Source organism: Dactylosporangium sp. CA-233914 (assembly GCF_050942935.1).
Taxonomy (GTDB): domain Bacteria; phylum Actinomycetota; class Actinomycetes; order Mycobacteriales; family Micromonosporaceae; genus Dactylosporangium.
Genome location: NZ_CP192030.1, coordinates 5,296,049 through 5,319,269, shown reverse-complemented (window position 1 = coordinate 5,319,269; position 23,221 = coordinate 5,296,049). Strand labels below are relative to the sequence as shown.

Genomic DNA, 23,221 nt, shown 5'->3' with positions numbered 1-23,221 from the left:
TGGCTCCTTCCGTACCTCGACCGGCCCTGATCCCCCGTGTCACCGTCGGGAAGTAGGAGCGATCAAGGGAGCGGAAGCGATGGACGCAGTCGAACAAATGCGGCAGGAATGGGACAGCGACCCGCGCTGGAAAGGCGTGCGGCGCGACTACACCCCGCAGGATGTCGTGCAGCTGCGGGGGCCGGTGCGGGAGGAGCACACGCTCGCCCGCCTCGGCGCCGAGCGGCTGTGGCAGCTGCTGCATGACGAAGACTACATCCACGCCCTCGGCGCACTCACCGGCAACCAGGCTGTCCAGCAGGTGCGCGCCGGGCTCAAGGCGATCTACCTGTCCGGCTGGCAGGTCGCCGCCGACGCCAACCTGGCCGGCCAGACGTACCCGGACCAGAGCCTCTACCCGGCCAACTCGGTGCCCGCCGTCGTGCGCCGCATCAACAACGCGCTGCTGCGCGCCGGGCAGGTCGAGGGCACCGACTTCATGGCCCCGATCGTCGCCGACGCCGAGGCCGGCTTCGGCGGTGTGCTCAACGCCTACGAGCTGATGAGCGCGATGATCGCCGCCGGCGCGGCCGGGGTGCACTGGGAGGACCAGCTCGCCTCCGAGAAGAAGTGCGGCCACCTGGGCGGCAAGGTGCTCATCCCGACCGCGCAGCACATCCGCACGCTGCAGGCGGCCCGGCTCGCCGCCGACGTGGCCGGGGTGCCGTCGATCGTCGTCGCGCGGACCGACGCGCAGGCCGCGACGCTGCTCACCACCGACGTCGACGAGCGTGACCGGCCGTTCGTGACCGGCGAGCGCACAGCCGAGGGCTTCTACCGGTTCCGCAGCGGCGTCGAGGCCTGCATCGCGCGGGGCCTGGCCTACGCGCCCTACTCCGACCTGCTGTGGATGGAGACCAGCACGCCGGACCTGGAGGTCGCGCGGCGCTTCGCCACCGCGATCCGCGAGGTGTACCCCGACCAGATGCTCGCCTACAACTGCTCGCCGTCGTTCAACTGGCGCAAGCACCTCGACGAGGCGACGATCGCCAAGTTCCAGCGCGAGCTCGGGCACATGGGGTACCGCTTCCAGTTCATCACCCTGGCCGGCTTCCACGCGCTGAACTACTCGATGTTCGACCTGGCCCGTGGTTATGCGGCCGAGGGCATGCCGGCCTACGTGTCGCTGCAGGAGCGCGAGTTCGCCGCCGAGGCCGAGGGCTACACCGCCGTCAAGCACCAGCGCGAGGTCGGCACGGGCTACTTCGACCGGATCAGCACGGTGCTGAACCCGGCCGGCGAGACCACCGCGCTGCGCGGCTCGACAGAAGTGGAGCAGTTCGCATGAGGTACAAAGTCATCGGCCCCATCGCCGAGCGCTATGACGAGGTCCTCACGCCCGGGGCACTGCAGTTCCTGGTCGCGCTCGACGACCGTTTCGCGGCCCGCCGCGTGGCACTGCTGGACACCCGCCGCGCCCGCCGCGCGCGCTTCGCGACCGGCCAGATGCCCGACTTCCTGCCCGAGACCGCCCGGGTGCGCCAGGACCCGGCGTGGCGGGTGGCGCCGCCCGCGCCCGGCCTGGCCGACCGCCGGGTCGAGATCACCGGCCCGCCCGAGCGCAAGATGACCGTCAACGCGCTCAACTCCGGCGCGAAGGTCTGGCTCGCCGACTTCGAGGACGCGACCGCCCCGACGTGGGACAACGTCATCGGCGGGCAGCTCAATCTCATCGACGCGCTCGACCGGCGCCTCGACTTCACCGACGAGCGCGGCAAGCGGTACACCCTGGGCCCGGAGATCGCCACCATCGTGGTGCGCCCGCGGGGCTGGCACCTGGTCGAGAAGTGGATCGTCGTCGACGGCCGCCCGATCTCGGCGAGCCTGGTCGACTTCGGCCTGTACCTCTACCACTGCGCCCGCCGCCAGCTCGACGCCGGCTCCGGCCCCTACTTCTACCTGCCGAAGCTGGAGGACCACCGCGAGGCGCGGCTGTGGAACGACGTGTTCGTCTTCGCGCAGCAGTACCTCGGGCTGCCCCAGGGCACCATCCGCGCCACGACGCTCATCGAGACGATCACCGCCGCCTTCGAGATGGAGGAGATCCTCTACGAGCTGCGCGAACACTCGGCAGGCCTGAACGCGGGCCGGTGGGACTACATCTTCAGCATCATCAAGAACTTCGGCCAGTGGTCGGACTTCGTCCTGCCCGACCGCTCCGAGGTGACGATGACGGTGCCGTTCATGCGGGCGTACACCGAACTGCTGGTGCGCACCTGCCACCAGCGCGGCGCCCACGCGATCGGCGGGATGGCCGCGTTCATCCCCAGCCGCTCACCCGACGTCAACGAGGCCGCGATCGCGAAGGTCCGCGCCGACAAGGAGCGCGAGGCCGGCGACGGGTTCGACGGCTCGTGGGTCGCGCACCCGGGCCTGGTCGACACGTGCCGCGAGGTGTTCGACACCGTGCTGGGCGTGCGCCCGAACCAGCTCGACCGGCTCCGCGACGACGTCGACGTGACCGCCACGGACCTGCTCGCCGTCGACAAGACCCCCGGCCAGGTCACCGCCGCGGGGCTGCGGGCCAACATCGTGGTGGCACTGCGGTACATCGACGCCTGGCTCGGCGGCACCGGCGCCGTCGCGCTGCAGAATCTCATGGAGGACGCGGCCACCGCGGAGATCGCCCGCTGCCAGGTCTGGCAGTGGCTGCACCACCGCACCCCGCTGGCCGGCGGCGGCACCGTCACCGAAGACCTGGTCCGCGCCCTGCTGGCCGGCGCCCTGGCCGAACTGCTCGACGGCCGCGAGGGCCCGGACCGGGTCCGCGCCGTGGAGGCGGCCGGCGTGGTGGAGCGCGCCGCGCTGGAGGAGCACCTGCCGCCGTTCTTCACCACCGACGCGTACTGCCACCTGGCCCCGTCCGCATCCCACTGAGCCCGCCCGGGCCACGCTGTTCATCGGCGCGGCCCGGGAATCGCCTCAGCCGCGGCGGTCAGGACGCGGCCGTCGCGGCACAGCAGCGCGCCCAGCCGTACCCCCACGACGACGCCCTCCTCGGTGAGCGTCTCGACGTCCGGACAGCCGGTGGTCACAGGCCCCCACCGGCCGTCACGGCCGCGCACGGCGGAGAACGCGCAGTGCGGCTGGTCGGCCCAGCCCCAGGCGCGCAGGACCTCCCACCCGGCGTATCGGTACGATCCGAGCGACGCCGTCCGGCCCCGCTCCGCCCGGTGGTAGAACCGGACCGACAACCCGGGCACCGTGGCGCCCTCGAACCCGGCCGGCGCCACCGCCCGCCGCAGACGCATCCCCCCGAGAAACGGCACCCGCGCCGCAACCACGCTCATGAGCGCATCGTAATCAATCGGTCACGAAAAGCGACGCTCCCGCGCCGACGGGCAGCACGATGACATCGGGTTCCGCCTGGCTTCAGCGGCGGGTCACGGACAGCAGCGGGATCCGGCGGCTCGTCTTGGTCTGATAGTCGGCGAAGCCGGGCATCCTGGCGACCAGGCGCTGCCAGGTTGCCGTGTAGTCGTCGCCGAGGATCTCCTCGACGCGGACGTCGAGCTCGTCGGTGCCGACCTCGGCGGTGGTGTCGGGGTTGGCCTTGAGGTTGTGGTACCAGTCCGGGTTCTTGTCGGCGCCGCCGGCCGAGGCGACGATGACCATGCGGTCGCCGTCGGGCAGGTAGGCCACCGGGTTGACGCGCTCGGTGCCGGTCCGGGCGCCGTGGTGGTGGATGAGCAGCAGCGTGCCGCCCTCGAACGGGCCCCCGACCTTGCCGTCGTTGGCGCGGAACTCCTCGATGATCTTCACATTCCAGTCGCTCACGCCATCCATCACACCACAGGCGCGGGTCAGACAGAACTCGTTGCCGGCCGAGTCCTGCAGCAGGGGCCCAGCCGTAACAGTGCCGCGCGGCGCCGGGGACGCCCTGCACAGCATGGCTGTCATGACCATCTATTGATTAACAAAGTTTCCATCTTCGATAATCGGGTCTCCCCAAGCCGTGGAGGTGCCCGTGTTCCGACGTCTCCTCACCATCGCCGCCGGTGCGACCCTGGCCGGCGCGGCCACCCTGGCCTTCGCCGCCCCCGCACACGCCGCCACCGTGGACGTGCCCTTCGGCCCGCTGTCCATCGGCGACTACTGCCACTCGAAGTACTCCGCCGCGTGGATCGGCTTCTACGAGGCCTCCGGCCTGCGCTGCTACAACGCGTCGGTGACCCCGATGCAGTACGTCGGCTCCGGCGACCCGTACCTGGCGTGCAAGTACCTCACCCCGGACGTGGTGATGAGCGCCTTCCGCGGCAGCGCCGACGCTTTGGTCTGCCGCGTGATCCGCTGACGCCTCCACTGCACAGCGGTGATCGGGGCGGCCGGGTCGATCGACCCGGCCGCCCCGATCATCCACTCAGGACACCGGCATGTCCCGGCGGCGCAGGCCGGCCAGGCCCGCGGCGCCCAGCGCCACGGCGACGAGCGTCAGCCACAGCACCGGGGCCACGGTGAACGCGGAGCCGGGCAGCTTCGGCACGTGCGCGAACGGGGTGACGTCGAGCACCCGCTGGTTGAGGCCGAACAGCGCGCCCAGCTCGACGAGCAGGACCGACCCGATCAGTGCGGCCCACGTCAGGGTGCTCAGCCGCGGGGCCAGGCCGACCAGCGCCATGCCGAGGCCGGCCAGCACCCACGCGGCGGGGAGCTGAACCATCGCGGCGGCGAGCAGCCGGCCGGTCTGGCCGCCGACGTCGTGGACCTGGGCGCCGTACGACAGCCCGCCCGCGACGCCGGCCACGGCCAGCAGCAGGGCGGTGCCCAGCAGGGCGATGGCGAGGTGACTCGCGGCCCAGCGCAGGCGCCCGACGCGGGTGGCGAGGATCGACTCGACGTGGCCGGTGCTCTCCTCCTGGCGCAGCCGCAGCGTCGCCTGGATCGTGTACACCGCGGCGACCATCCCGATGATGCCGTAGATGGCGCCGAGGAACGCGTCGGCGAGCCCGGCGGTGCCGCCCATCCGGGCCAGGATGTCGGTGAGCTGCTGGTTCGGCGAGTCGAGGTTGCCGATGCCGACGGCCGCGCCGCCCATCACCGCGCCGGTGAGCAGCATCGCGACCGCCCAGCCCACCAGCAGGCCGCGGTGCAGGCGCCAGGCCAGCGCGAGCGGGCTGCGCAGGGCGGGCGCCGCCGCGGCCGGTCCGGGGCGCTCCGGCAGCAGGCCGGCGCCGACGTCGCGGCGGCCCGCCAGCGCGTATCCGGCCACCGCGAACACGGCCGCGAAGACCACGAGCAGACCGGCGACCCACCAGCGCTCCCCCGCGAACGGTCGCACGTGCAAGGCCCAGCCGGTCGGCGACAGCCAACTCAGCCACGTGGGCCCGGTGTCGCCGAGGGCACGCAGGAGATAGCTGCCGCCGAGCACGGCGCCGGCGATGCCATTGGCGGCCCGGGCGCTCTGGGTGAGCTGGGCGGCAACGGCCGCGACGGCGGCGAACAGCAGGCCGAACAGGCCGATGGCGAGGCCGAACGCGACCGAGCCGGCCGGTGCCAGACCGGTGGCCATCAGCCCGAGCGCGGCCAGGACCGCGATCGCCAGGTTGGCCAGCGAGGTCACCAGCAGCGCGGCGGTCAGCGGCGCGTGCCGGCCGATGACCGTGGCGCGCAGCAGCTCCAGGCGCCCGGTCTCCTCCTCGGTGCGGGTGTGCCGCACGACCGTCAGCATGCTCATGAGGCCGACGAGGATGAACTCGCTGACGCCGACCTTCCACACGCTCAGGCCGCCGATCGTCACGCTGTACAGCGGGCCGCTGAGCGCCACCAGGGACGGGTTGGCGAGCACGCCGCTCACCGCACGCAGGTCGGCGTCGGTCGGGTACAACTTGAAGTAGTTGGCAGCGGTCGCCATCGGCATGACCGCGAGGCCGAGCACCCACACGGTGAGGCGGACGCGGTCGAGGCGCAGGGCGAGCCGGGTCAGGGCACGCGTGCCGGTGAGTGAGTTCATCGGGCCGCCCCCGTGCGCGGCTTGGCCTCGGCGGCGCGGCTACGGTCGTAGTGGCGCAGGAAGAGCTCCTCCAGCGTGGGCGGCTGGCTGGTGAGGCTGCGCACGCCGACGGCGGTGAGCTGGCGCAGCACCGCGTCCAGTTCGGCGTTGTCGACGTTGAAGCGCACGGTGCCGTTGTGGGTCTGCAGATCGTGTACGCCGGGCAGCGCGCCGAGCCCGTTCAGCGGACCGGCGAGGTCGGCCTGGATCGACGTGCGGGTCAGGTGGCGCAGCTCGTTGAGCGTGCCGGTCTCCACCGTGCGGCCGTCGCGGATGATGGTGACCCGGTCGCAGAGCGCCTCGACCTCGGCGAGGATGTGGCTGGAGAGCAGGACCGTGCGCCCGTCGCGCTGCTGCTCCTCGCGGACCACCTGGCGGAAGACCTCCTCCATGAGCGGGTCGAGGCCGGAGGTAGGCTCGTCGAGCACGATCAGCTCGACGTCGGAGGCGAGCGCGGCGACGAGCGCGACCTTCTGCCGGTTACCCTTCGAGTAGGTGCGGCCCTTCTTGGTCGGGTCGAGGTCGAAGCGCTCCAGCAGCTCGGCGCGGCGACTCTTGTCGATCCCGCCGCGCAGACGGCCAAGCAGGTCGATGACCTCCCCGCCGGAGAGGTTCGGCCAGAGCGTGACGTCACCGGGCACGTACGCCAGCCGCTTGTGCAGCGCCGCGGCGTCGCGCCACGGATCGCCGCCGAGCAGCCGGGCGGTGCCCGAGTCGGCGCGCAGCAGCCCGAGCAGGACCCGGATGGTGGTGGACTTCCCGGCGCCGTTGGGCCCGAGGAAGCCGTGCACCTCCCCGGTCTGCACGACGAGATCGAGCCCGTCGAGCGCGCGGGTATGCCCGTACGTCTTGACCAGTGCGCCTGTGTGGATCGCCTCGGTCATGGTCCTCATGCTCCTTCGTCCGCGGTGGGCGGATTCACGGCCCGCAGGGCGTCCACCGCCTGGTGGGCCTGGGCAAGGAATTCGGCGTCGATAAGCGGGTGCGAGTAGAAGTCGACCATCACACCGACCAGGCGGGTGTGCCCCGGGGCGGTGAAGATGTCGACGCCGAGGGCGCGGTTCATGTGCTCGAACATCGCGAGCATGCCGGTGTGCATGCCGACCATCAGCGCCGCATAGCCCCGGTAGTCGTCGGTGACGTCCGGCGCGTTCTTGCTGATCCACTCCTCGGTCAGCACCACGATGTCGTCGAACATGGCCGCCGCGCTGGACGAGCCGCCGAGCAGTGCCCGGGTGAGATACTTGTAGTACAGCACGATGGTCGGATGGACCGAGGGCAGGTAGCCCGGGGTGGCGACCCCGCCCTCGTAGACCAGCTTCTCCTTGATCTTCATGATGCGCTCGAGCACGTACGCGTCGCACGCCTCGCGCAGCTCGTCCTTGGACCCGAAGTGGTGCCGCAGCAGCCCCGGCGACACCCCGGCCGCCTGAGCGATGTCCCGCACCGTCGTGGACTCGGCGCCCCGCTCGGCGAACAGCCGAATCGCGGCGTCACGAATCCGGGCCCGGGCCGTGAGGTCCTCGAAAGCCGTCTCGCCCGCTGGATGCCTCATGCCCCCACCCCCTATCCGGCCGTATGGCCGACTACTCGCTCCGACAGCTGACTATACGCACGTATAGCCGCGGCGCAAGGTGGCCCGCGCCACCACTGAATCGGACTTATGCCCCGTCGGGGGATAAATACTGAAATGACAGACCGCCGGTAGGTCAAGAACGCGCGGCACCCCTTGACGCCGGCCGGGCCGTCGGCCGCCGCGTTTGCGCTGCTCACGGGTTTTTGTCGTACCCCTGTTCTAGGTTGAGTCCATGAGCGAGGTGCTGGCCGGGACCGCCGATTCGCAGTGGCGTAGCCGCTTTGACGCGATGCTGGCCGAGAACCGCCGCCGGGTGGCCCAACGCCGTGCGGTCCGCGCCGAGTTCGCCGAGGCCCGCCGCCGCGGCTTGGAGGCGCGCCACGCCGAGCGCCTGGCCCGCCTGGACGCCGAGGCCCGCACCGCCGAGATCACCGCCCACTGGGCCGAACAGGACGCCCGAGCCGCCCGCCGCCGCTCTCTGGCCACCCAACCCAACCCAGACCGTCCGTCGCCTCAACCCACCCCAGGCTGTCCGCCAACCCAGACCGACTCCCGCCGCCCGGCCAGCCAGCCCAACTCCCGCCGCCCGGCCAGCCAGCCCAACCCCCACGATCCAGCCACCCAGCCGCACTCCCGCCGCCCGGCCAGCCAGCCCAACCCCCGCCGCCCGACCAGCCAGCCCAACCCCCGAGGTCCAGCGAGTCAGCCCGGCTCCCGCGGTCCGGCCAGCCAGCCGAATCCCGCTCCGATCCGTCGGCGCCCGCCCCGTCCGGACCGCCTCGCCCTCGCGGCCTTGCCGCCCCACCGTCACAGCCCCTGCCGCCGACATCACGTACGCAGTCGCCGAGGCCAGCGTCGCCGATGTCCCGTGCACCATCGCCAAGGCCCTCGCCGTCGCCGTGTTCCCGGCCCGCACCGGCGTCATCGCGCACCCAGCCGGTCCAATCACCGCGCTCCAGGCCCGTCCAGTCGTGCTGTCGATCCGTAGCGTCACCACCGCCGCAGCAACGGCCAGGCCCTCGCCACGGCGACGCCGTGCAGCAGCAACGGTCGAGCCGTTCCGGCGACGCCGCGCCACCGCCCACCTCTCCGGCGCCCGCTACCCGCCGGCCCGCCGCCACACTCGCGCATCCCTTGCCACCACCGAGTCCCTCTCCGGCCAGGTCGCCCTCGACGGCCAGGTCGCCCTCGACGGCCAGGTCGCCCTCTCCGGCCAGGCGGCCATGTCCTGCTCGCGGGCCGCGTACATCTCGCCAGCCACGCCCCCGATCTCGCCGGTCGTCGCCTTCGACCACCAGACAGCCTGCAGGCAGCCGCCGGGCGCGCGGCTCGACAACATCGCTGCGGCCGGCGCCGGGTCTGTCGCTCCCTGTGTTCACCGCATCGCGTGGCCATGATCGGTCGGGAACGGGGGAACGGTCGCCGCCGGTGTGACCGTGGTGTCGTCACCACGCGGAGCTGAGACTCCGCGTCGCGCGCGTCGGCCACCCGGCGTCACCGACGGATGTGTGCCCAGACCGCGGCCGAGCAGCTTGCACTGCGGCGACTCGGGCGCACCGGCAGGCTGGCAAACGCGTGCACCACGGAACCGGTGGCACCCCAACGACGACGTGTCCGTATCGCTCGAAACGGGCCTATTGTCGGGGTTTCTCGTCGCGGCGCGGACCGGTCGGGCTTGTCGCTGATCGTGACGCTACAGACGCGGGGAGGTAAGGCCATAGGGTGAATCGCGACCGGCGGGGGCGTCGCTACCATTCCTCGGTGCTCATGGACGAGGGCCCGTACCGGGGCGCGGTGCTGTTCGATCTCGACGGGACGTTGATCGACAGCGAACCGGTCTGGGCCGCCGCGAACAGCCGGCTGCTGCGCTCCCGCCACGCCGAGATGACCGACGAGATTCTGCACAATCTCAGCGGTCTCGACTCGACGCTGGCGATGCGCTACCTGCACGACCGGTTCGGCTGGGTGGATCTTGACGTTACCGGCGACGTGGCGTGGGTCGAGAACCAGGTGCGGCAAGAGTACGCCGAAGGGGTGAACTGGCTGCCCGGCGCGCGTGAGCTGCTCGCCGCCGTGCGCCGCGAAGGGCTCGCGATCGGGCTGGTCACCTCAACGTATCGCACGCTGGTCAGCTACGTCCTGGCCGACGCGGGGCCGGACTGCTTCGACGTGGTCGTCTGCGGCGACGACGAGGGGCTGGCCCCGAAGCCGGCCCCGGCGCCGTACCGTCGCGCGATGCAGTTGCTGGACCTGCCCGCGTCGGCCTGCATCGCCGTGGAGGACTCGGCCCGCGGCGTGGCCAGCGCCCTGGCGGCCGGCTGCCGGGTGGTCCACGTGTCGCGGCACGGATTCTCGCCGCGGGCCCATCGCCACGCGCGGCGGCTGGCCGACATCACCGCCGCCGACCTGCTCCAACTGCTCGGTGTCCCCCGGGCGAGCTACTCCGCACTGCCCACTGGACGGTGACGCCCGGCGATGGGTCGCGGCCATAGCGTCGATGCGTGGCGCGGCGAGGACGACCGCGCATCGATGGGAGGAGATGGCGATGGTGGAGACTCAGGCCGTGCCGCGGCGGCGGATCGGGCTGCGGCTGCTGCTCATGCTCGTGACGTTCGGCGTGGTGCTCGTGGTGTCCGCGGCCGTCAACTCGGCCGCGGCCGGCAACGCGGTCACGGCGCTCGTCTTCGGGGCGCTGACGGCGTCGGCCGGGCTCATGGTGTACCGCATGATGGTCCGGCGCCTGGAGAAGCGCCCGGTCGACGAGGCGGCCGGCGCCACCCTGCTGCCGGGGGTGCTGCGCGGGGCAGCGGCGGGCGTGGGCCTGTTCGCGGTCACCATCGCGCTCATCGCCGTGTGCGGCGGGTACCGGATCACCGGCTGGGGCTCGGTCTGGGGCATGCTCGCCTCGCTCGGCACGATGACCGGGGCCGCGGTCGCCGAGGAGCTGCTGTTCCGCGGCGTGCTGTTCCGGCTGGTCGAGCAGTGGGCGGGCACGCTGGTCGCGCTCGTCGTCTCCGGCGTGCTCTTCGGCGCCCTGCACCTGCTCAACCCCGGCGCCACGCTCTGGGGCGCGATCGCGATCGCGGCCGAGGCCGGCGTGATGCTCGGCGCCGCGTACACGGCCACCCGCTCGCTGTGGGTGCCGATCGGCCTGCACCTGGGCTGGAACTTCGCCGAGTCGGGGCTGTTCGGCACGATCGTGTCCGGCACCGGCACGGCCCCGCACGGGCTGCTGCGCAGTGTCACCGAGGGCCCGGCGGCGATCAGCGGCGGTGGGTTCGGGCCGGAGGGCAGCGTCTTCGCGATCCTGGTCGGCGGGGTGACGGCGGCGGTCCTGCTGCGCCACGCCCACCGGCGCGGCCGGATCGTGCGGGCCGGTCGCCGGTGAGGCGCTCCCGGCCCGGCGGCTACGCTGCGGGCGTGTCGCGGTGGTGGCGATCGTGCAGCGTGCTGTTGCGCGACGGGACGGCCGGGGTCGCGCTGGCCCTGCTCGCCTTCCTGCCGCCGCTGGCCGCCAACGGCACCCGCCTCGGCGAGCTGCCCCACCGCCCGATCGACGCCCTCGCCGTCGCCGCGGCCCTCGCGCAGTCGCTGACGCTGGCCGGGCGGCGCCGGTGGCCGGCCGCGGGCCTGGCGATCGTGGCGGCGGGGTTCGCGGTGCAGGAGCTGCGCGGCTACCCGACGTTCGCCGGTGCCGGGCTGCTGCTCGCCCTGTACAGCGTCGCCGCCCACCAGGACCGCTTCCGCCGCCCGGTCGCCACGGCGGCGGTCGTGGCCTACATCGGCCTCGCGGTTGCCCTGCACGCGGCCGGATCGCCGACCCGGCCCCAGGACTACGTCATCTTCTTCTGCCTCATCTCCTCGTGCTGGCTCGCCGGGGCGTGGGTGCGGCGCGGGCGGCTGGCCGAGGCCGAGCGGCGGCGGGCGGCGGCCGCGGCGGCCCGGGCCGAGGAGCGTTCGCGGATCGCGCGGGAGCTGCACGACGTCATCACCCATCACGTGACGGCGATGGTCGTACAGGCGGACGCGGCGCCGTACCTCGCCACGGCGCCGGACAGGCTGGCGGCGAGCCTGACGGCGATCAGCGGCACCGGGCGGCGGGCCCTCGGCGAGCTGCGGGAGCTGCTCGGCGTCCTCGACCCGGACCGGGTGGCCCCGCGCGGCGACACGCCCTCGCTCGACGCCCTCGGCGACCTGCTGGCCCGCACGAGGGCCGCGGGGCAGCCGGTGGAGCTGGTCGAGGAGGGCGGCCGGCGCGACCTCGGCTCCGGCCGCGAGCTGGCCGCCTACCGGGTCGTGCAGGAGGCGCTGACCAACGCGCTGAAGTACGCGGCCGGCCGCGCGACGGTCGTACGCCTGGCGTATCGTGCGGACGGCCTGCACATCGACGTCACCAACGCACCGGCGGACACCTCGGCGCGCCCCGCCGGCAGCGCGGTCGGCGGATCCGGCCGCGGCCTGCAAGGGCTGCGCGACCGGGTCGAGGTCTTCGGCGGCGAGCTGTCCGCCGGCCCCAGCCCCGACGGCGGCTTCACCGTCGCCGCCCGCATCCCGGTTGGAGAGCCCGCATGATCCGGCTGCTCGTCTGCGACGACCAGGCGCTGGTGCGCACCGGCTTCGTCACCATCCTCGACGCCCAGCCGGACCTGGCGGTCGTCGGCGAGGCGAGCGACGGGCGGGCCGCCGTCGACCTGGCCCGGCGCCTGCGCCCGGACGTGGTGGTGATGGACATCCGCATGCCGGTGCTGGACGGCATCGAGGCGACCCGGCAGCTGGCCGGCCCCGGCGTCGCCGAGCCGATCAAGACGCTCGTGGTGACGACGTTCAACCTCGACGAGTACGTGTACCAGGCCCTGCGCGCGGGCGCGAGCGGCTTCCTGCTCAAGGACGCCACCCCGCCGCAGCTCATCGCGGCCGTGCGCACGGTCGCGAACGGCGACGCGCTGCTGGCACCGGAGGTCACCCGCCGCCTGATCGGCCGCTTCGGCACCCGCGTCCGCCCGGCCGACCCCGAGACGGCCGCCGAGAGCGTCCTGACGCCCCGGGAGCTGGAGGTGCTGCGCCTCATCGCGACCGGGCAGTCCAACGCGGAGATCGCGGCGACGCTCGTCATCAGCGCCGAGACCGTCAAGACGTACGTCTCGCGCATCCTGAGCAAGCTCGACCTGCGCGACCGGGTCCAGGCGGTGGTCTACGCCTTCCGCACCGGCATCGCGGACCCCGACGCCTGAGCGGCGGCGAAGCGCGCGGACGGGGCCCAGCCGGGACGGCCGCGCGGCGGTGTCCATAGTGGACATCCTGACCGTGGGCCCGGCCGTCCGGCCCCGCGCAAACCGGACCATTTCCGAACCGGTGTGCATTATCGCGAGAACCCGGAATCGGCGAACATCTCAACGGCGGCCAACCCTCGGCGGACCCCTTCCACAACCCTCGCTTACCCATGGGTCACCATAAATACTTTGGACATTCGCAGCAATTGACGCCATTCGAATCCTTACGTCGTTCCGAGCGGGTTCGGACGGGACTAGTGTCGGCGCATCGACCCACGTGGTGCGGAAGGAGGTCGGCACATGAAGGGCGTTCGTAACCTCAAGGGCGTTCGTAACCTCTAGGGGGCACGGGTTCACCTCGACGCCGCACCGGCGACGCGCGGGCTCGCCGCCGCCGGTGCAGGCCCCATTTGCCAGACCTCAGGCAAAGGACTCAGGAATGTCACTGACGCATTGCCTCACCGTGCCCTTCGAAGGCGACGGGGAGGGGATCGAGGAGCTGACCTGGGCCCAGTTCGCGGCCTGGCGGTCGATGCTGCTCGTCAAGGCCACCGAATGGACCGGCGGCACCATGCCGCTCGCCGAGGGCACCACCGTGGCGGGCATCGCGCAGCTGCTCGGCTTCATCATGAGCCGGCACCAGTCGCTGCGCACGCGGCTGCTGCCCGGCGACGGCGACGCCCCGCCGAAGCAGTGCCTCGCCCCGTCCGGCGAGATCACGCTCGAGGTGTACGCGGCCGCCGGCGACCCGGCGGCGCAGGCGGCGAAGATCCGGGCGCGGTACGAGGTCGCGCCGTGGGACCCGGCGACCGACTGGCCGGTGCGCATGGCGGTCATCGCCGACGGGGACCGGGCCGTGCACCTCGTCGCGCTCTACTGCCACATGGTCATCGACGGGTACGGCTTCGAGGCGCTCACCGCGGACCTCGCCAACCTCGACCCCGCCACCGGCCGGGCGCTCGCCCCCGTCGAGGGCATCCAGCCGCTCGAGCTCGCCCGCGCCCAGCGGGGCCGGGCCGCGCGGCGGCACCACGAGGCGTCGCTGCGGTACTGGGAGCGCAACCTGCGCGCCATCGAGCCCCGGCGCCTGCCCCGCGCGCTGGAGCCGGCGCCGCAGCGGTGGTGGGAGGCGACCCTCACCACGCCCGCGACCGCGCTCGGGCTCACCACCGTGGCCGACCGCACCCGGGTCCACTCCGGCACCGTGCTGCTCGCCGCGTACGCGGTCATGCTCGCGGAGCTGTCCGGCCAGCCCGTCGGCGCGTTCCGGATCGTGGTCAGCAACCGGTTCCGGCCCGGCTTCGCGGCGTCGGTGAGCAACCTCGCCATGGCCGGGCTCGCGGTCGTGGACACCGCCGGCGCCGGCTTCGACGAGGTCGTCGCCCGCGCCTGGCGCGGTCAGCTCGCGGCGGGCCTGCACGCGTACTACCAACCGCGCGACCTGTGGGCGCTCGTCGAGCGGGTCGGCGCCGAGCGCGGCACGCCGCTGGACACCCTGTGCTACTTCAACGACCGCCGCCGCTCGGCCGCCCAGGCCACCGAGGCGACGGCACCGCCGGGGCCGGGCCCGATCACCGAGGCGCTGAAGTTCACCCGCATCGCCTGGGGCCCGCGCTCCAACGAGTTCGACGCCACCAGCTACCTGCACGTCGACGCGGTGGCGGACAGCATCGAGCTGACCTGGCGGGTCGACACCGCGGCGGTCTCACCCGCGATGCTTGCGTCGGGCCTGCGCCGGATCGAGTCCCTCATCGTCGATGCCGCGCTGAGCGGGGCAAGCCTGGCCGGTACCACGGCGGCCTGAGTTCGCGCCTAAACTCGGCCGGTGACCGAGACGGAGACCGTTCCCGAGATCGTCCGGCGGCGGCTCGCGGGACCCGGGCGATTCCCGGCCGGGTTCTGGCTCGCCGCGATCATCGTCACCGGCGTGGCGCTGGTGCTGCGGCTGATCAACCTCGCCAAGCCCCGGGGCGTCATCTTCGACGAGCTGTACTACGCCAACGAGGCGCAGGACCTGCTCAACCACGGCGTCGAGTGGAACCCCGAGGACAACACGCCGCAGTATGTCGTGCACCCGCCCCTGGGCAAGTGGATGATCGGGCTCGGGGAGGAGCTCTTCGGGTACAACTCCTTCGGCTGGCGCATCATGGCCGTCGTGGCCGGGGTCGCCGCGATCCTGCTCATGATGCTGGCGACCTGGCGGCTGTTGCGCTCGACCGTCCTCGCCGCCGCGGCGGGCCTGCTCATGACGCTCGACGGCATGCACTTCGTGATGTCGCGGGTGGCGCTGCTCGACATCTACCTGACGTTCTGGATCGTGGTCGCGTTCCTGTTCCTGGTCCTGGACCGCGAGCAGCGCCGCGCCCGCTGGCTGCGCCTGCTGGAGGCCGGCGCCGATCCGGACCGCCTGCAGAAGCTCGGCATCCCGTGGTACCGCATCGCCTGCGCGGTCTCGCTCGGGCTGGCCTGCGGGGTCAAGTGGAGCGGCCTGTGGTATCTCGTGCTGTTCGCGGCCGCCGCCGTCGTGTGCGACCTCGCCGCCCGGCGCAGCGCCGGTGCCACGCACTGGATCCGCGACGGTCTCCCGGCCGCCCTCGCGTGGCCGGCGGCGTTCGCCGGCCTGGCCCTGGTCGCGTACCTGGTGACGTGGACCGGCTGGTTCGCCACCGGCGACGGCTATTTCCGGCACTGGTACGCCGAGAGCCACGGCCTGCCCCACGACCGGCTCATCGACCCGCTGGTGAACCTGCTGCACTACCACCAGGAGGCGTACGGCTTCCACACCACGCTGGACAAGTACCACCCGTACCAGTCGTGGCCGTGGCAGTGGCTGCTGCTGGGCCGCCCGGTGCTCTTCGACTTTACGGGCACCGGCCCGTGCGGGGCGGACAACTGCGCGTCGGTGATCGTGCTGCTCGGCACGCCGCTGCTGTGGTGGTCGTTCCTGCCCGCGCTGGCCGGGCTCGGCTGGCTGGCGACCGCCCGGCGCGACGGGCGGGCCTGGCTGATCATGGCGTGCGCACTGGCCGGCATCCTGCCGTGGTTCGCCTCCATGCCGGAGCACCGCACGATGTTCTACTTCTACGCCCTGCCGGCCGAGCCGTTCCTGGTCCTAGCGGTGGTCTACGTGCTCGGCGCGATCATCGGCCCGCCGCGCAGCGCCCGGCCGGACAGCGACCGGCGGCTGATCGGCGCGATCATCGCCGGGACGTACGTGCTGCTGGTCGCCGCCTGTTTCGCGTACTTCTACCCGATCTACAGCGACACCCCGATACCGTACGCGGACTGGCTGGCTCGCATGTGGCTCGGCCCGCGCTGGATCTGATAGCCTGACATTCATCGATCTGGAAAGCGCCCTTACAGTCGAGTCGCGGGAGGCTTTCGCATGAGGTTCAGGCTGGTCGCCGCCGCGCTCATCACCGCGGGCGCCTCCGTCTTCGCCGTCGCCACGCCGACCGCGGCGGCCGGCACCGCCTACACCGGCATCCTCCCCGCCCCCGTCTCCGTGCGGGTCGAGCGGGGCGCGTTCACCATCGACCGGCACACCACGATCTCGGCCGGGCCGGGCGCGGACGGCGTCGCCGGTTACCTCGCCGGGCTGCTGCGCCGCTCGACCGGCTACCCGCTGCCGATCGTGCGCGGGCCCGGCGACATCGCGCTCACGGTCACCGGCGGGAGCTCCGAGGGGTACCAGCTGGACGTGTCGTCCCGCGCGGTGACGATCAGCGCCGAGCGGGCCGCCGGGCTGTTCGCCGGCGTGCAGACGCTGCGGCAGCTCGTCCCGGTCACGCGCCCGTGGACCGTGCCCGCCGGGCACGTGAGCGACGCGCCGCGCTTCGGCCACCGCGGGGCGATGCTCGACGTGGCGCGGCACTTCTTCACGGTGGCGCAGGTCGAGCGGTACATCGACCAGCTCGCGCAGTACAAGATCAATGTTCTGCATCTGCACCTGGCCGATGACCAGGGCTGGCGCATCATGATCAACAGCTGGCCCCGGCTGGCGACCTACGGCGGCAGCACGGCCGTCGGCGGCGACCCGGGCGGCTACTACACCCAGGCGCAGTACCGCGAGATCGTCGCCTACGCCGCGAGCCGCTACATCACCGTCGTCCCCGAGATCGACATGCCCGGGCACGTCAACGCCGCGCTCGCCTCCTACCCGGAGCTCAACTGCGACGGGGTGGCGCCGCCGCTGTACACCGGCACCGACGTCGGCTTCAGCTCGCTGTGCGTCGGCAAGGAGGTGACGTACCGCTTCCTCGACGACGTCATCCGCGAGCTCGCCGCACTCACCCTCGGCCCATACCTGCACATCGGCGGCGACGAGGCCCACGCCACGAGCCAGGCCGACTACGTCGCGTTCATGAACCGGGTCCAGGGCATCGTGGCCGCGCACGGCAAGCGCGTCCTGGCCTGGCACCAGGTCGTCTCGGCCACGCCGCGGCCGACGACGCTCGCGCAGTACTGGGACACGACGAACGACAACCCGCAGGTCGCCGCGGCGGCCGCGAACGGCACCGGGGTGGTGCTGTCGCCGGCGAACCTCGCGTACCTCGACATGAAGTACGACCCCGCCACCCCGCTCGGCCAGGACTGGGCCGGCCTCGTCGAGGTGAGCGACGCGTACGGCTGGGACCCGGGGACCTACCTCGTGGGCGCACCGCCCGCGGCGATCCGGGGCGTCGAAGCTCCACTCTGGACGGAGACGATCCGGACGTCGGCGGACATCGAGTACATGGCGTTCCCGCGGTTGCCGGCGATCGCGGAGCTGGGCTGGTCCCCGGCCGCGACGCACGACTGGCCCGCGTTCCGCCGGCGACTCGCCGCGCAGGCTCCGCGCTGGCGCGCCCAGGGCATCAACTTCTACCCGTCCCCGCAGATCCCCTGGCCCGCGTAGCACGGCATCGCGTCGGCCTCCGGCGGGGTGATTCACCCGGCGCCGGTCAGGGTTTGGACTCCGGCTGCAGGTAGATGTGGCGGGCCGTCGGGACGAAGTCCTGGATGTGCGCGCGGGCGCGGTGCAGGGCCGCGGGGACGTCGGCGTCCGCGGGCAGGCCGACGCGGGCGGTCACCATGAGCTCGTCGTGGGCCAGGTGAACGACGTGCAGTTGGTCGACCGAGCGGATGTCGGCCGCCAGCAGGGCCAGCTCGATGCCTTCGGTGTCGGCGCGGACCGCCGGGGCGAGCACGGCCAGGCCGACGAGCCGGGCGGCGAGCAGGAGGTCCACGCCGGTGATGGCGGCCGCGACCGTGCCGGCGACGAGCGTGTCGATCAGCCGCGTCCGGCTCAGTGAGCAGGCGGTGGCGCCGGCCAGGGTCGCGGCGGTGGCGGCCGGGGCGGCGACGTGCAGCACGACCGCGAGGGAGTTTCGGATGCGGGGACTGTGCCGGAGGTACGCCCGCCACGAGGCGACGCCGCGGTCGCGGTCCGCGGCCCGGATGACGACGACCGCGGCGATCACCTGGGCCCCGAACGCGGCGAGGATCTCCAGCCGGGCGTGCGTCGACGGATCGACGCACGGGACCGGGCCCTCGGGGGTGACCGCCGCCCAGACGACGGTCAGCGCCGCGACGGTTGACGCGGCCACGCTCGCCAGCAGCGGAAACAGCAGCCGGTCGCGCCTGGGACGCCGGTGCGGCCCGAAGCCCGGCGGGCCGGCCGGGTGAGGCACCTGGGTGATCAGGCCGGCGACCACCAGCGCCGTCACGGCGATGATCATCGTTGCGGCCGTGGTCGCGTAGGCGGCGCTGAGCAGGCCGGCCGCGGCCATGCCGCACACCGTGCCGACGCGCCGAGCCGTCGATGTCGTGCCCACACCGCCATCTTGCCCGACCGGGGTCGTGCGCCGCTGCCGGCCCAAACGGGAGCGCGGCGAGGCTACAGTGATTCGGTGACGATCCCGGCCCGCTCCAAGGACCCGCTCTGGGCGCGGCTGCTGATCGCCGGGGGCATCGCGCTGGTGCTGCTCGCGGCCGGCGCGCTGGCCGGAAAGCAGGCCCTGTTCTCCTACGCCACCCGCAGCGTCGCCCAGGAGAAGCTGCTCGGCGGCAGCGGCAAGCAGGCCCAGCAGCGCGGTCATGTCGACATCACCGGGGCCAAGACCATCCTGCTCATCGGCGTCGACGCGCGGCCCGGACAGGACCCGGCCGAGCCGGTGCGGGCCGACTCGATCATCATGCTGCACATCCCGGCGAGCCACGACTCCGCGTTTCTCGTGTCCATTCCGCGCGACACGTGGGTGAAGATCCCGCCGTACGACAACGGCGCCCGGCAGTACGAGGGCGGCCATGACAAGATCAACGGGGCCTACGCGCGCGGGGGCGAGGGGCTGACCGGGGCCGAGCAGCGCGCCCACGCGGTCGAGCTGCTGGCGCTGACCATCAAGTCGCTGTGGGGCATCGCGTTCGACGGCGCCGCGATCGTCGACTTCTCCGGGTTCCAGCAGGTCGTCGAGGTGCTGGGCGGCGTGGACATGTACGTCGACGAGGAGACGACCTCGATCCACATCGGGCACGACGCCAAGGGTGAGACCAAGGTGCCCTTCCGGCAGTACACCCGCGCGGACGGCGGCCAGGGGCTCTCCGCGGTGCCGGGCGTGACGCCGGTCGTGTACCATGTCGGCCTCCAGCACCTGGAGCCGTGGCAGGCGCTGGACTTCGTCCGCCAGCGCGAGCTGCTGCCCAACAGCGACTACGACCGGCAGCGCCACCAGCAGCAGTTCCTCAAGGCGCTGTTCGGCAAGATGCTCAGCCGTGACGTGCTGAGCAGCCCCAAGCAGCTCAATCAGGTGCTGCAGGTCGCGGGCAAGGCGATGACGATCGACAGCGGCGGGATCGATCTGGCCGACTGGGCGTACGCGATGCGCGGCATCGGCGGCGACGACCTCATCACCGTGAAGACCAACAACGGCACCTTCAACAACTCGCCGGACAACCGCCAGGCCGAGGCGCTGGACGACACCACCCTGGACCTGTTCGACGCGGTGCGCACCGAGACGCTCCCGGCGTTCCTCACCGCCCACCCGGAGCTGATCGCGAAGAGTTGACGAATCCAGGTCAGCCGAGTCGGGCGGCGGCGGTCGGGCGGCTCGCCGGCGACTGCCTGAGCGCCCCGCTCAGGTCTGAACCACGACGTTGGCCGGGTCGAGACCGGCCGACAGCCGCTCGATCTGGGTGCGCACGACCCGGCGCACGCGCGGGCCCATCGCGGCGGTGTGCCCGCCCACGTGCGGGGTGATGACGACGTTCGGGGCCGTCCACAGTGGATGGCCGGTCGGCAGCGGCTCGGGGTCGGTGACGTCCAGGGCCACGTGCAGGCGGCCCGACGCGGTGTGGGCGAGCAGCGCGTCGGTGTCCGCGACCGGGCCGCGGGAGACGTTGACCAGCAGCGCGCCGTCGCGCATGGCGGCGAGGAAGGCGTCGCAGATCAGGCCGCGGGTGCCGGGGCCGAGGGGGACGGCCACCACGACCACGTCAGCGCTCGGCAGCAGCCGCGGCAGGTCGCCGGTGGCGTGCACCGGACCGTACGCGTCCACCCGCGCGGTCTGCCCGACGCGCACCAGCTCCACCTCGAACGGCTCGAGCTTGTGCCGCAGTTGCTCGCCGACCCCGCCGACGCCGACCAGCAGCACCCGCGAGCCGGCCAGCCCCGGCTGCGCGCGGTGCGCCCAGCGCCGCTCGCGCTGGGCGGCGCCGAACTCGGCGAAGCCGCGCCGGTCGGCGACGATGAGCCCGACCGCGAGCTCGGCGGTGGAGGCCTCGTGGACGCCGGGCGCGTTGCAGTACACGAATCCGGGCGGCAGCCGCCCGGCGACCCCGTCGAAGCCCAGCGTCTGGCTCTGCACCACCCGCGCGATACCGGCGGGCAGCCGGCGCAGCTCGTCGGCCGGGATCATGTAGGGCAGCACCAGCAGGTCGAACGGCTCGGCCGGCACCTCGTCGCCGATGTTCCACACCGACCAGTCGGTGCCCGTCAAAGCCTCGGCCAGCTCCGGCCCGGGCACGGCAACGCGCAGCACGCCCCACAGGTTAGCGCCCCGTTCACGCTGTTCAGCGGCGGGTGTGTCAATGGCTGTTCAAGGAGTTCCAGGCCGCCCAGGGCCGCCGGCACCCAAGGCGAAGGTCGCGCGGCAGATCCTCGGGAGCTGCTGCGAGGCCTGCTCGAAGTGCTTCGGGGACGGCGGCTCCCGGGACAGCTCGCCCGGCAGGCCGGAGCTGAGCCACCGGCGGTGTGCGGTGGCGACCGCCTCGATCTCGGTCTCGGCCCGGCCAGCCTTGAAGCCGCCCTCCACGCCGGCCTCGCGGATGCCCTTCACCAGGAGATAGCCGTCGGCGATGCGGCCGGCCGGCTCATCCCTCACCCGGCGGCCTCGCCTTGAACAGCGGCTGATCTCCAGCGCCGGACCGGCCTCGGCCGAGTCGACGAACCGGACCGCGGACACGTCCACGAGCAGCACCCAGCCGGGGCTCGTGGCGACGGCCTGGCGCAGCTCGCCGGCGACGCTGAGCGTCACGGTTCCGTCCCGTTCGGCCCACGCGATGGCGTTCATGCCCCACCTCTCGCGGTACGCCCGCGGGCATAGTTCACACCGGCGGGGGTAAGCAGTCCGGTATGGCTGCACGCAAACAACGCAATGAACTGGACGCCGCGGAGCGCAACGCCATGCCGGAGCGCGCCTTCGCGTTCCCCCGGCTGCGCAAGGAGCCGCTCAACGACGCCTCGCACGTCCGCAACGCGATCGCCCGCTTCGACCAGGTCCGCGACGCCTCCGACGACGAGCGCGCCGAGGCCTTCCGGCGCATCAAGCGGGCCGCGAAGCGCTTCGGCGTGGAGATGACCGAACGGAACTGGCGGGAGCTGGGCAAGCCGAGCCGGACGATGAAGTCCTCGGACAAGCCGCGGACCCCGACGAAGGCCGTGCGTAACATGCCCCGCGCCGAGCGCTCCCGCGACGATCTCTACGCGGAGGCCAAGCAGCGCAACATCAAGGGGCGCTCGGCGATGACGAAGGCCGATCTGCTGCACGCGCTCGAAGGCCGCTGATGGCCCGGCCGCGGATCGTCATCGTCGGGGCGGGGTTCGCGGGTTACGAGGCGGCCCGGTCGCTGCTGCGCCGCTCCCGCGGCGCCGCCGAGGTCGTGGTCGTCAACCCCACGGACTACTTCCTGTACGTCCCGCTGCTGCCCGAGGTCGCCGGCGGTGTCCTGGACCCGCGCACGATCAGCGTGCCGCTGCAGGACACGCTCCCGGGTGTGCGACTGGTCCTGGGCGAGGCCGGCGAGATCGACCCGCAGCGACGCACGGTGTTCTACACCGGGCCCGAGGGCGAGGGCGGCACCCTGGAGTACGACCGCCTCGTCCTCGCCGCCGGGAGCGTCACGAAGCTGCTGCCGATCCCGGGCGTCGCCGACCACGCGCACGGCTTCCGCAGCATCCCGGAGGCGCTGTACCTGCGCGACCACCTCATCCGCCAGATCGAGCTCGCCGACGCCGCCGAGGACCCGGCCGAGCGCGCGGCGCGGATGACGTTCGTGGTCGTCGGCGCCGGTTACACCGGCACTGAGGTGACCGCCCAGGGCCAGCTGCTGACCGCCGACATCGCCGCCCGCCACCCGCGCCTGCGCGACACCCCGCCGCGCTGGCTCCTGCTGGACACCGCCGAGCAGGTCCTGCCGGGCATGGACCGGCGGATGGCGGCCGGCGCGGCGCGGGTGCTGCGGGGCCGGGGCGTCGAGATCCGGCTCGGCACGTCGGTCAAGGAGGCCACCGCCGACGGCGTCCACCTCACCGACGAGCACTTCGTGCCCTCCCGGACGCTGGTGTGGTGCGTCGGCGTGCGCCCCGACCCGCTCGTCGAGCGCTCCGGGCTGCCGGTCGAGCAGGGCCGTGTCCGCGTCGACGCGCATCTGGCGGTCCCGGAGCACCCCGGCGTCTTCGCGTGCGGGGACGGGGCCGCGGTGGCGGACCTGTACAACCCGGGGAAGCTCACGGCGATGACGGCCCAGCACGCGGTGCGGCAGGGGCGGCTCGTGGCGCACAACGTCGGGGCGTCCTTCGGCATCGGCGAGGCGCGCCGGTACCGCCACCGCGACCTCGGCTTCGTGGTCGACCTCGGCGGCTGGCAGGCGACCGCCAACCCGCTGCACGTGCCGCTGTCGGGGCCGCCGGCCCGGGCCGTGACCCGCGGCTACCACCTCGCGGCGCTGCCCGCCCACCGGATGCGCACCGCGACCGGCTGGCTGTTCACCGCGATCGGCTCGCGCCCGAGCGTCCAGCTCGGCCTGGTCCGCGGCGGGGCCGTGCCGCTTTCCACCGAGGCTCCCGAGCTCGCCCGGCGCTGATACCCG

23 protein-coding genes are annotated in these 23,221 nt (G+C 72.9%); 14 read left to right on the top strand and 9 right to left on the bottom strand.

The annotated features are described in order from the left end of the window. The first annotated feature begins 79 nt into the window (after positions 1-79). Positions 80-1,327: an isocitrate lyase gene (gene aceA / locus ACQPY0_RS23370; RefSeq protein WP_432992390.1), complete on the top strand. Its 1,248-nt coding sequence runs from the start codon at positions 80-82 to the stop codon at positions 1,325-1,327. Further along, on the top strand, positions 1,324-2,916 hold the full coding sequence (gene aceB / locus ACQPY0_RS23365) for a malate synthase A (RefSeq protein WP_432992387.1): 1,593 nt from the start codon (positions 1,324-1,326) through the stop codon (positions 2,914-2,916). Before aceA ends, aceB begins: the two co-directional genes overlap by 4 nt. Positions 2,917-2,936: 20 nt before the next feature. Here aceB and ACQPY0_RS23360 read toward each other — a convergent pair whose 3' ends face one another. Both ACQPY0_RS23360 and ACQPY0_RS23355 read right to left on the bottom strand, forming a co-directional pair. Continuing rightward, positions 2,937-3,329, bottom strand: coding sequence for a hypothetical protein (locus tag ACQPY0_RS23360; protein WP_432992384.1), 393 nt, complete (start codon positions 3,327-3,329; stop codon positions 2,937-2,939). Positions 3,330-3,411: 82 nt separating this feature from the next. Further along, positions 3,412-3,816 carry a nitroreductase family deazaflavin-dependent oxidoreductase gene (locus ACQPY0_RS23355; RefSeq protein WP_432992381.1) on the bottom strand — a complete coding sequence of 135 codons (405 nt, stop codon included), beginning with the start codon at positions 3,814-3,816 and terminating at the stop codon, positions 3,412-3,414. Between the two features lie 190 nt (positions 3,817-4,006). Between ACQPY0_RS23355 and ACQPY0_RS23350 the strand changes: the two genes are divergently transcribed. Continuing rightward, positions 4,007-4,333 carry a hypothetical protein gene (locus ACQPY0_RS23350; RefSeq protein WP_432992378.1) on the top strand — a complete coding sequence of 109 codons (327 nt, stop codon included), beginning with the start codon at positions 4,007-4,009 and terminating at the stop codon, positions 4,331-4,333. A 66-nt stretch (positions 4,334-4,399) separates the two neighbouring features. On the opposite strand, the gene ACQPY0_RS23345 is transcribed toward ACQPY0_RS23350, so the two are convergent. The 4 genes from ACQPY0_RS23345 to ACQPY0_RS23330 form a co-directional block, all read right to left on the bottom strand. Next, complete coding sequence (locus ACQPY0_RS23345; protein WP_432992375.1) at positions 4,400-5,989, bottom strand: ABC transporter permease; 1,590 nt, start codon at positions 5,987-5,989, stop codon at positions 4,400-4,402. After that, positions 5,986-6,912 (bottom strand): ABC transporter ATP-binding protein, encoded by a 927-nt coding sequence (locus tag ACQPY0_RS23340; protein WP_432992372.1) that lies wholly within the window; start codon positions 6,910-6,912, stop codon positions 5,986-5,988. The genes ACQPY0_RS23345 and ACQPY0_RS23340 overlap by 4 nt, the downstream gene beginning before the upstream one ends. A 5-nt stretch (positions 6,913-6,917) precedes the next feature. Then, a complete protein-coding gene (locus ACQPY0_RS23335; RefSeq protein WP_432992369.1) occupies positions 6,918-7,583 on the bottom strand; it encodes a TetR/AcrR family transcriptional regulator in 666 nt (221 codons plus the stop codon). Between the two features lie 214 nt (positions 7,584-7,797). Then, on the bottom strand, positions 7,798-8,043 hold the full coding sequence (locus tag ACQPY0_RS23330; protein ID WP_432992366.1) for a hypothetical protein: 246 nt from the start codon (positions 8,041-8,043) through the stop codon (positions 7,798-7,800). Between the two features lie 532 nt (positions 8,044-8,575). Between ACQPY0_RS23330 and ACQPY0_RS23325 the strand changes: the two genes are divergently transcribed. The 8 genes from ACQPY0_RS23325 to ACQPY0_RS23290 all read left to right on the top strand — a co-directional run bounded on the left by ACQPY0_RS23325 (position 8,576) and on the right by ACQPY0_RS23290 (position 17,771). Further along, positions 8,576-9,001 (top strand): hypothetical protein, encoded by a 426-nt coding sequence (locus ACQPY0_RS23325; RefSeq protein ID WP_432992363.1) that lies wholly within the window; start codon positions 8,576-8,578, stop codon positions 8,999-9,001. A 370-nt stretch (positions 9,002-9,371) separates the two neighbouring features. Further along, positions 9,372-10,070: an HAD family hydrolase gene (locus ACQPY0_RS23320; RefSeq protein ID WP_432995345.1), complete on the top strand. Its 699-nt coding sequence runs from the start codon at positions 9,372-9,374 to the stop codon at positions 10,068-10,070. Between the two features lie 118 nt (positions 10,071-10,188). After that, positions 10,189-10,992, top strand: a complete 804-nt coding sequence (locus ACQPY0_RS23315; RefSeq protein ID WP_432995342.1) for a lysostaphin resistance A-like protein — start codon at positions 10,189-10,191, stop codon at positions 10,990-10,992. Positions 10,993-11,024: 32 nt separating this feature from the next. Further along, positions 11,025-12,176, top strand: coding sequence for a sensor histidine kinase (locus ACQPY0_RS23310; protein ID WP_432992360.1), 1,152 nt, complete (start codon positions 11,025-11,027; stop codon positions 12,174-12,176). After that, positions 12,173-12,835 (top strand): response regulator, encoded by a 663-nt coding sequence (locus ACQPY0_RS23305; RefSeq protein WP_432992357.1) that lies wholly within the window; start codon positions 12,173-12,175, stop codon positions 12,833-12,835. The genes ACQPY0_RS23310 and ACQPY0_RS23305 overlap by 4 nt, the downstream gene beginning before the upstream one ends. A gap of 478 nt (positions 12,836-13,313) precedes the next feature. Next, a complete protein-coding gene (locus ACQPY0_RS23300; protein WP_432992355.1) occupies positions 13,314-14,678 on the top strand; it encodes a condensation domain-containing protein in 1,365 nt (454 codons plus the stop codon). A gap of 21 nt (positions 14,679-14,699) precedes the next feature. Beyond that, positions 14,700-16,199 (top strand): dolichyl-phosphate-mannose--protein mannosyltransferase, encoded by a 1,500-nt coding sequence (locus ACQPY0_RS23295; protein ID WP_432992352.1) that lies wholly within the window; start codon positions 14,700-14,702, stop codon positions 16,197-16,199. A gap of 60 nt (positions 16,200-16,259) precedes the next feature. Next, positions 16,260-17,771, top strand: coding sequence for a beta-N-acetylhexosaminidase (locus tag ACQPY0_RS23290; RefSeq protein WP_432992349.1), 1,512 nt, complete (start codon positions 16,260-16,262; stop codon positions 17,769-17,771). A 46-nt stretch (positions 17,772-17,817) separates the two neighbouring features. On the opposite strand, the gene ACQPY0_RS23285 is transcribed toward ACQPY0_RS23290, so the two are convergent. Beyond that, positions 17,818-18,690, bottom strand: a complete 873-nt coding sequence (locus tag ACQPY0_RS23285; protein WP_432992346.1) for a hypothetical protein — start codon at positions 18,688-18,690, stop codon at positions 17,818-17,820. A gap of 75 nt (positions 18,691-18,765) precedes the next feature. Here ACQPY0_RS23285 and ACQPY0_RS23280 point away from each other — a divergent pair, with 75 nt between their 5' ends. Then, positions 18,766-19,920 (top strand): LCP family protein, encoded by a 1,155-nt coding sequence (locus ACQPY0_RS23280; RefSeq protein WP_432992343.1) that lies wholly within the window; start codon positions 18,766-18,768, stop codon positions 19,918-19,920. A gap of 69 nt (positions 19,921-19,989) precedes the next feature. Here the strand turns inward: ACQPY0_RS23280 and ACQPY0_RS23275 are convergent, their stop codons facing one another. Both ACQPY0_RS23275 and ACQPY0_RS23270 read right to left on the bottom strand, forming a co-directional pair. Further along, a complete protein-coding gene (locus ACQPY0_RS23275; protein WP_432992340.1) occupies positions 19,990-20,892 on the bottom strand; it encodes an NAD(P)-dependent oxidoreductase in 903 nt (300 codons plus the stop codon). Between the two features lie 57 nt (positions 20,893-20,949). Continuing rightward, positions 20,950-21,423 carry a hypothetical protein gene (locus ACQPY0_RS23270; RefSeq protein WP_432992337.1) on the bottom strand — a complete coding sequence of 158 codons (474 nt, stop codon included), beginning with the start codon at positions 21,421-21,423 and terminating at the stop codon, positions 20,950-20,952. Positions 21,424-21,485: 62 nt separating this feature from the next. Between ACQPY0_RS23270 and ACQPY0_RS23265 the strand changes: the two genes are divergently transcribed. After that, positions 21,486-21,917: a DUF6582 domain-containing protein gene (locus tag ACQPY0_RS23265; RefSeq protein ID WP_432992334.1), complete on the top strand. Its 432-nt coding sequence runs from the start codon at positions 21,486-21,488 to the stop codon at positions 21,915-21,917. After that, positions 21,917-23,215 (top strand): NAD(P)/FAD-dependent oxidoreductase, encoded by a 1,299-nt coding sequence (locus tag ACQPY0_RS23260; protein ID WP_432992331.1) that lies wholly within the window; start codon positions 21,917-21,919, stop codon positions 23,213-23,215. The genes ACQPY0_RS23265 and ACQPY0_RS23260 overlap by 1 nt, the downstream gene beginning before the upstream one ends. Positions 23,216-23,221: the final 6 nt, after the last annotated feature.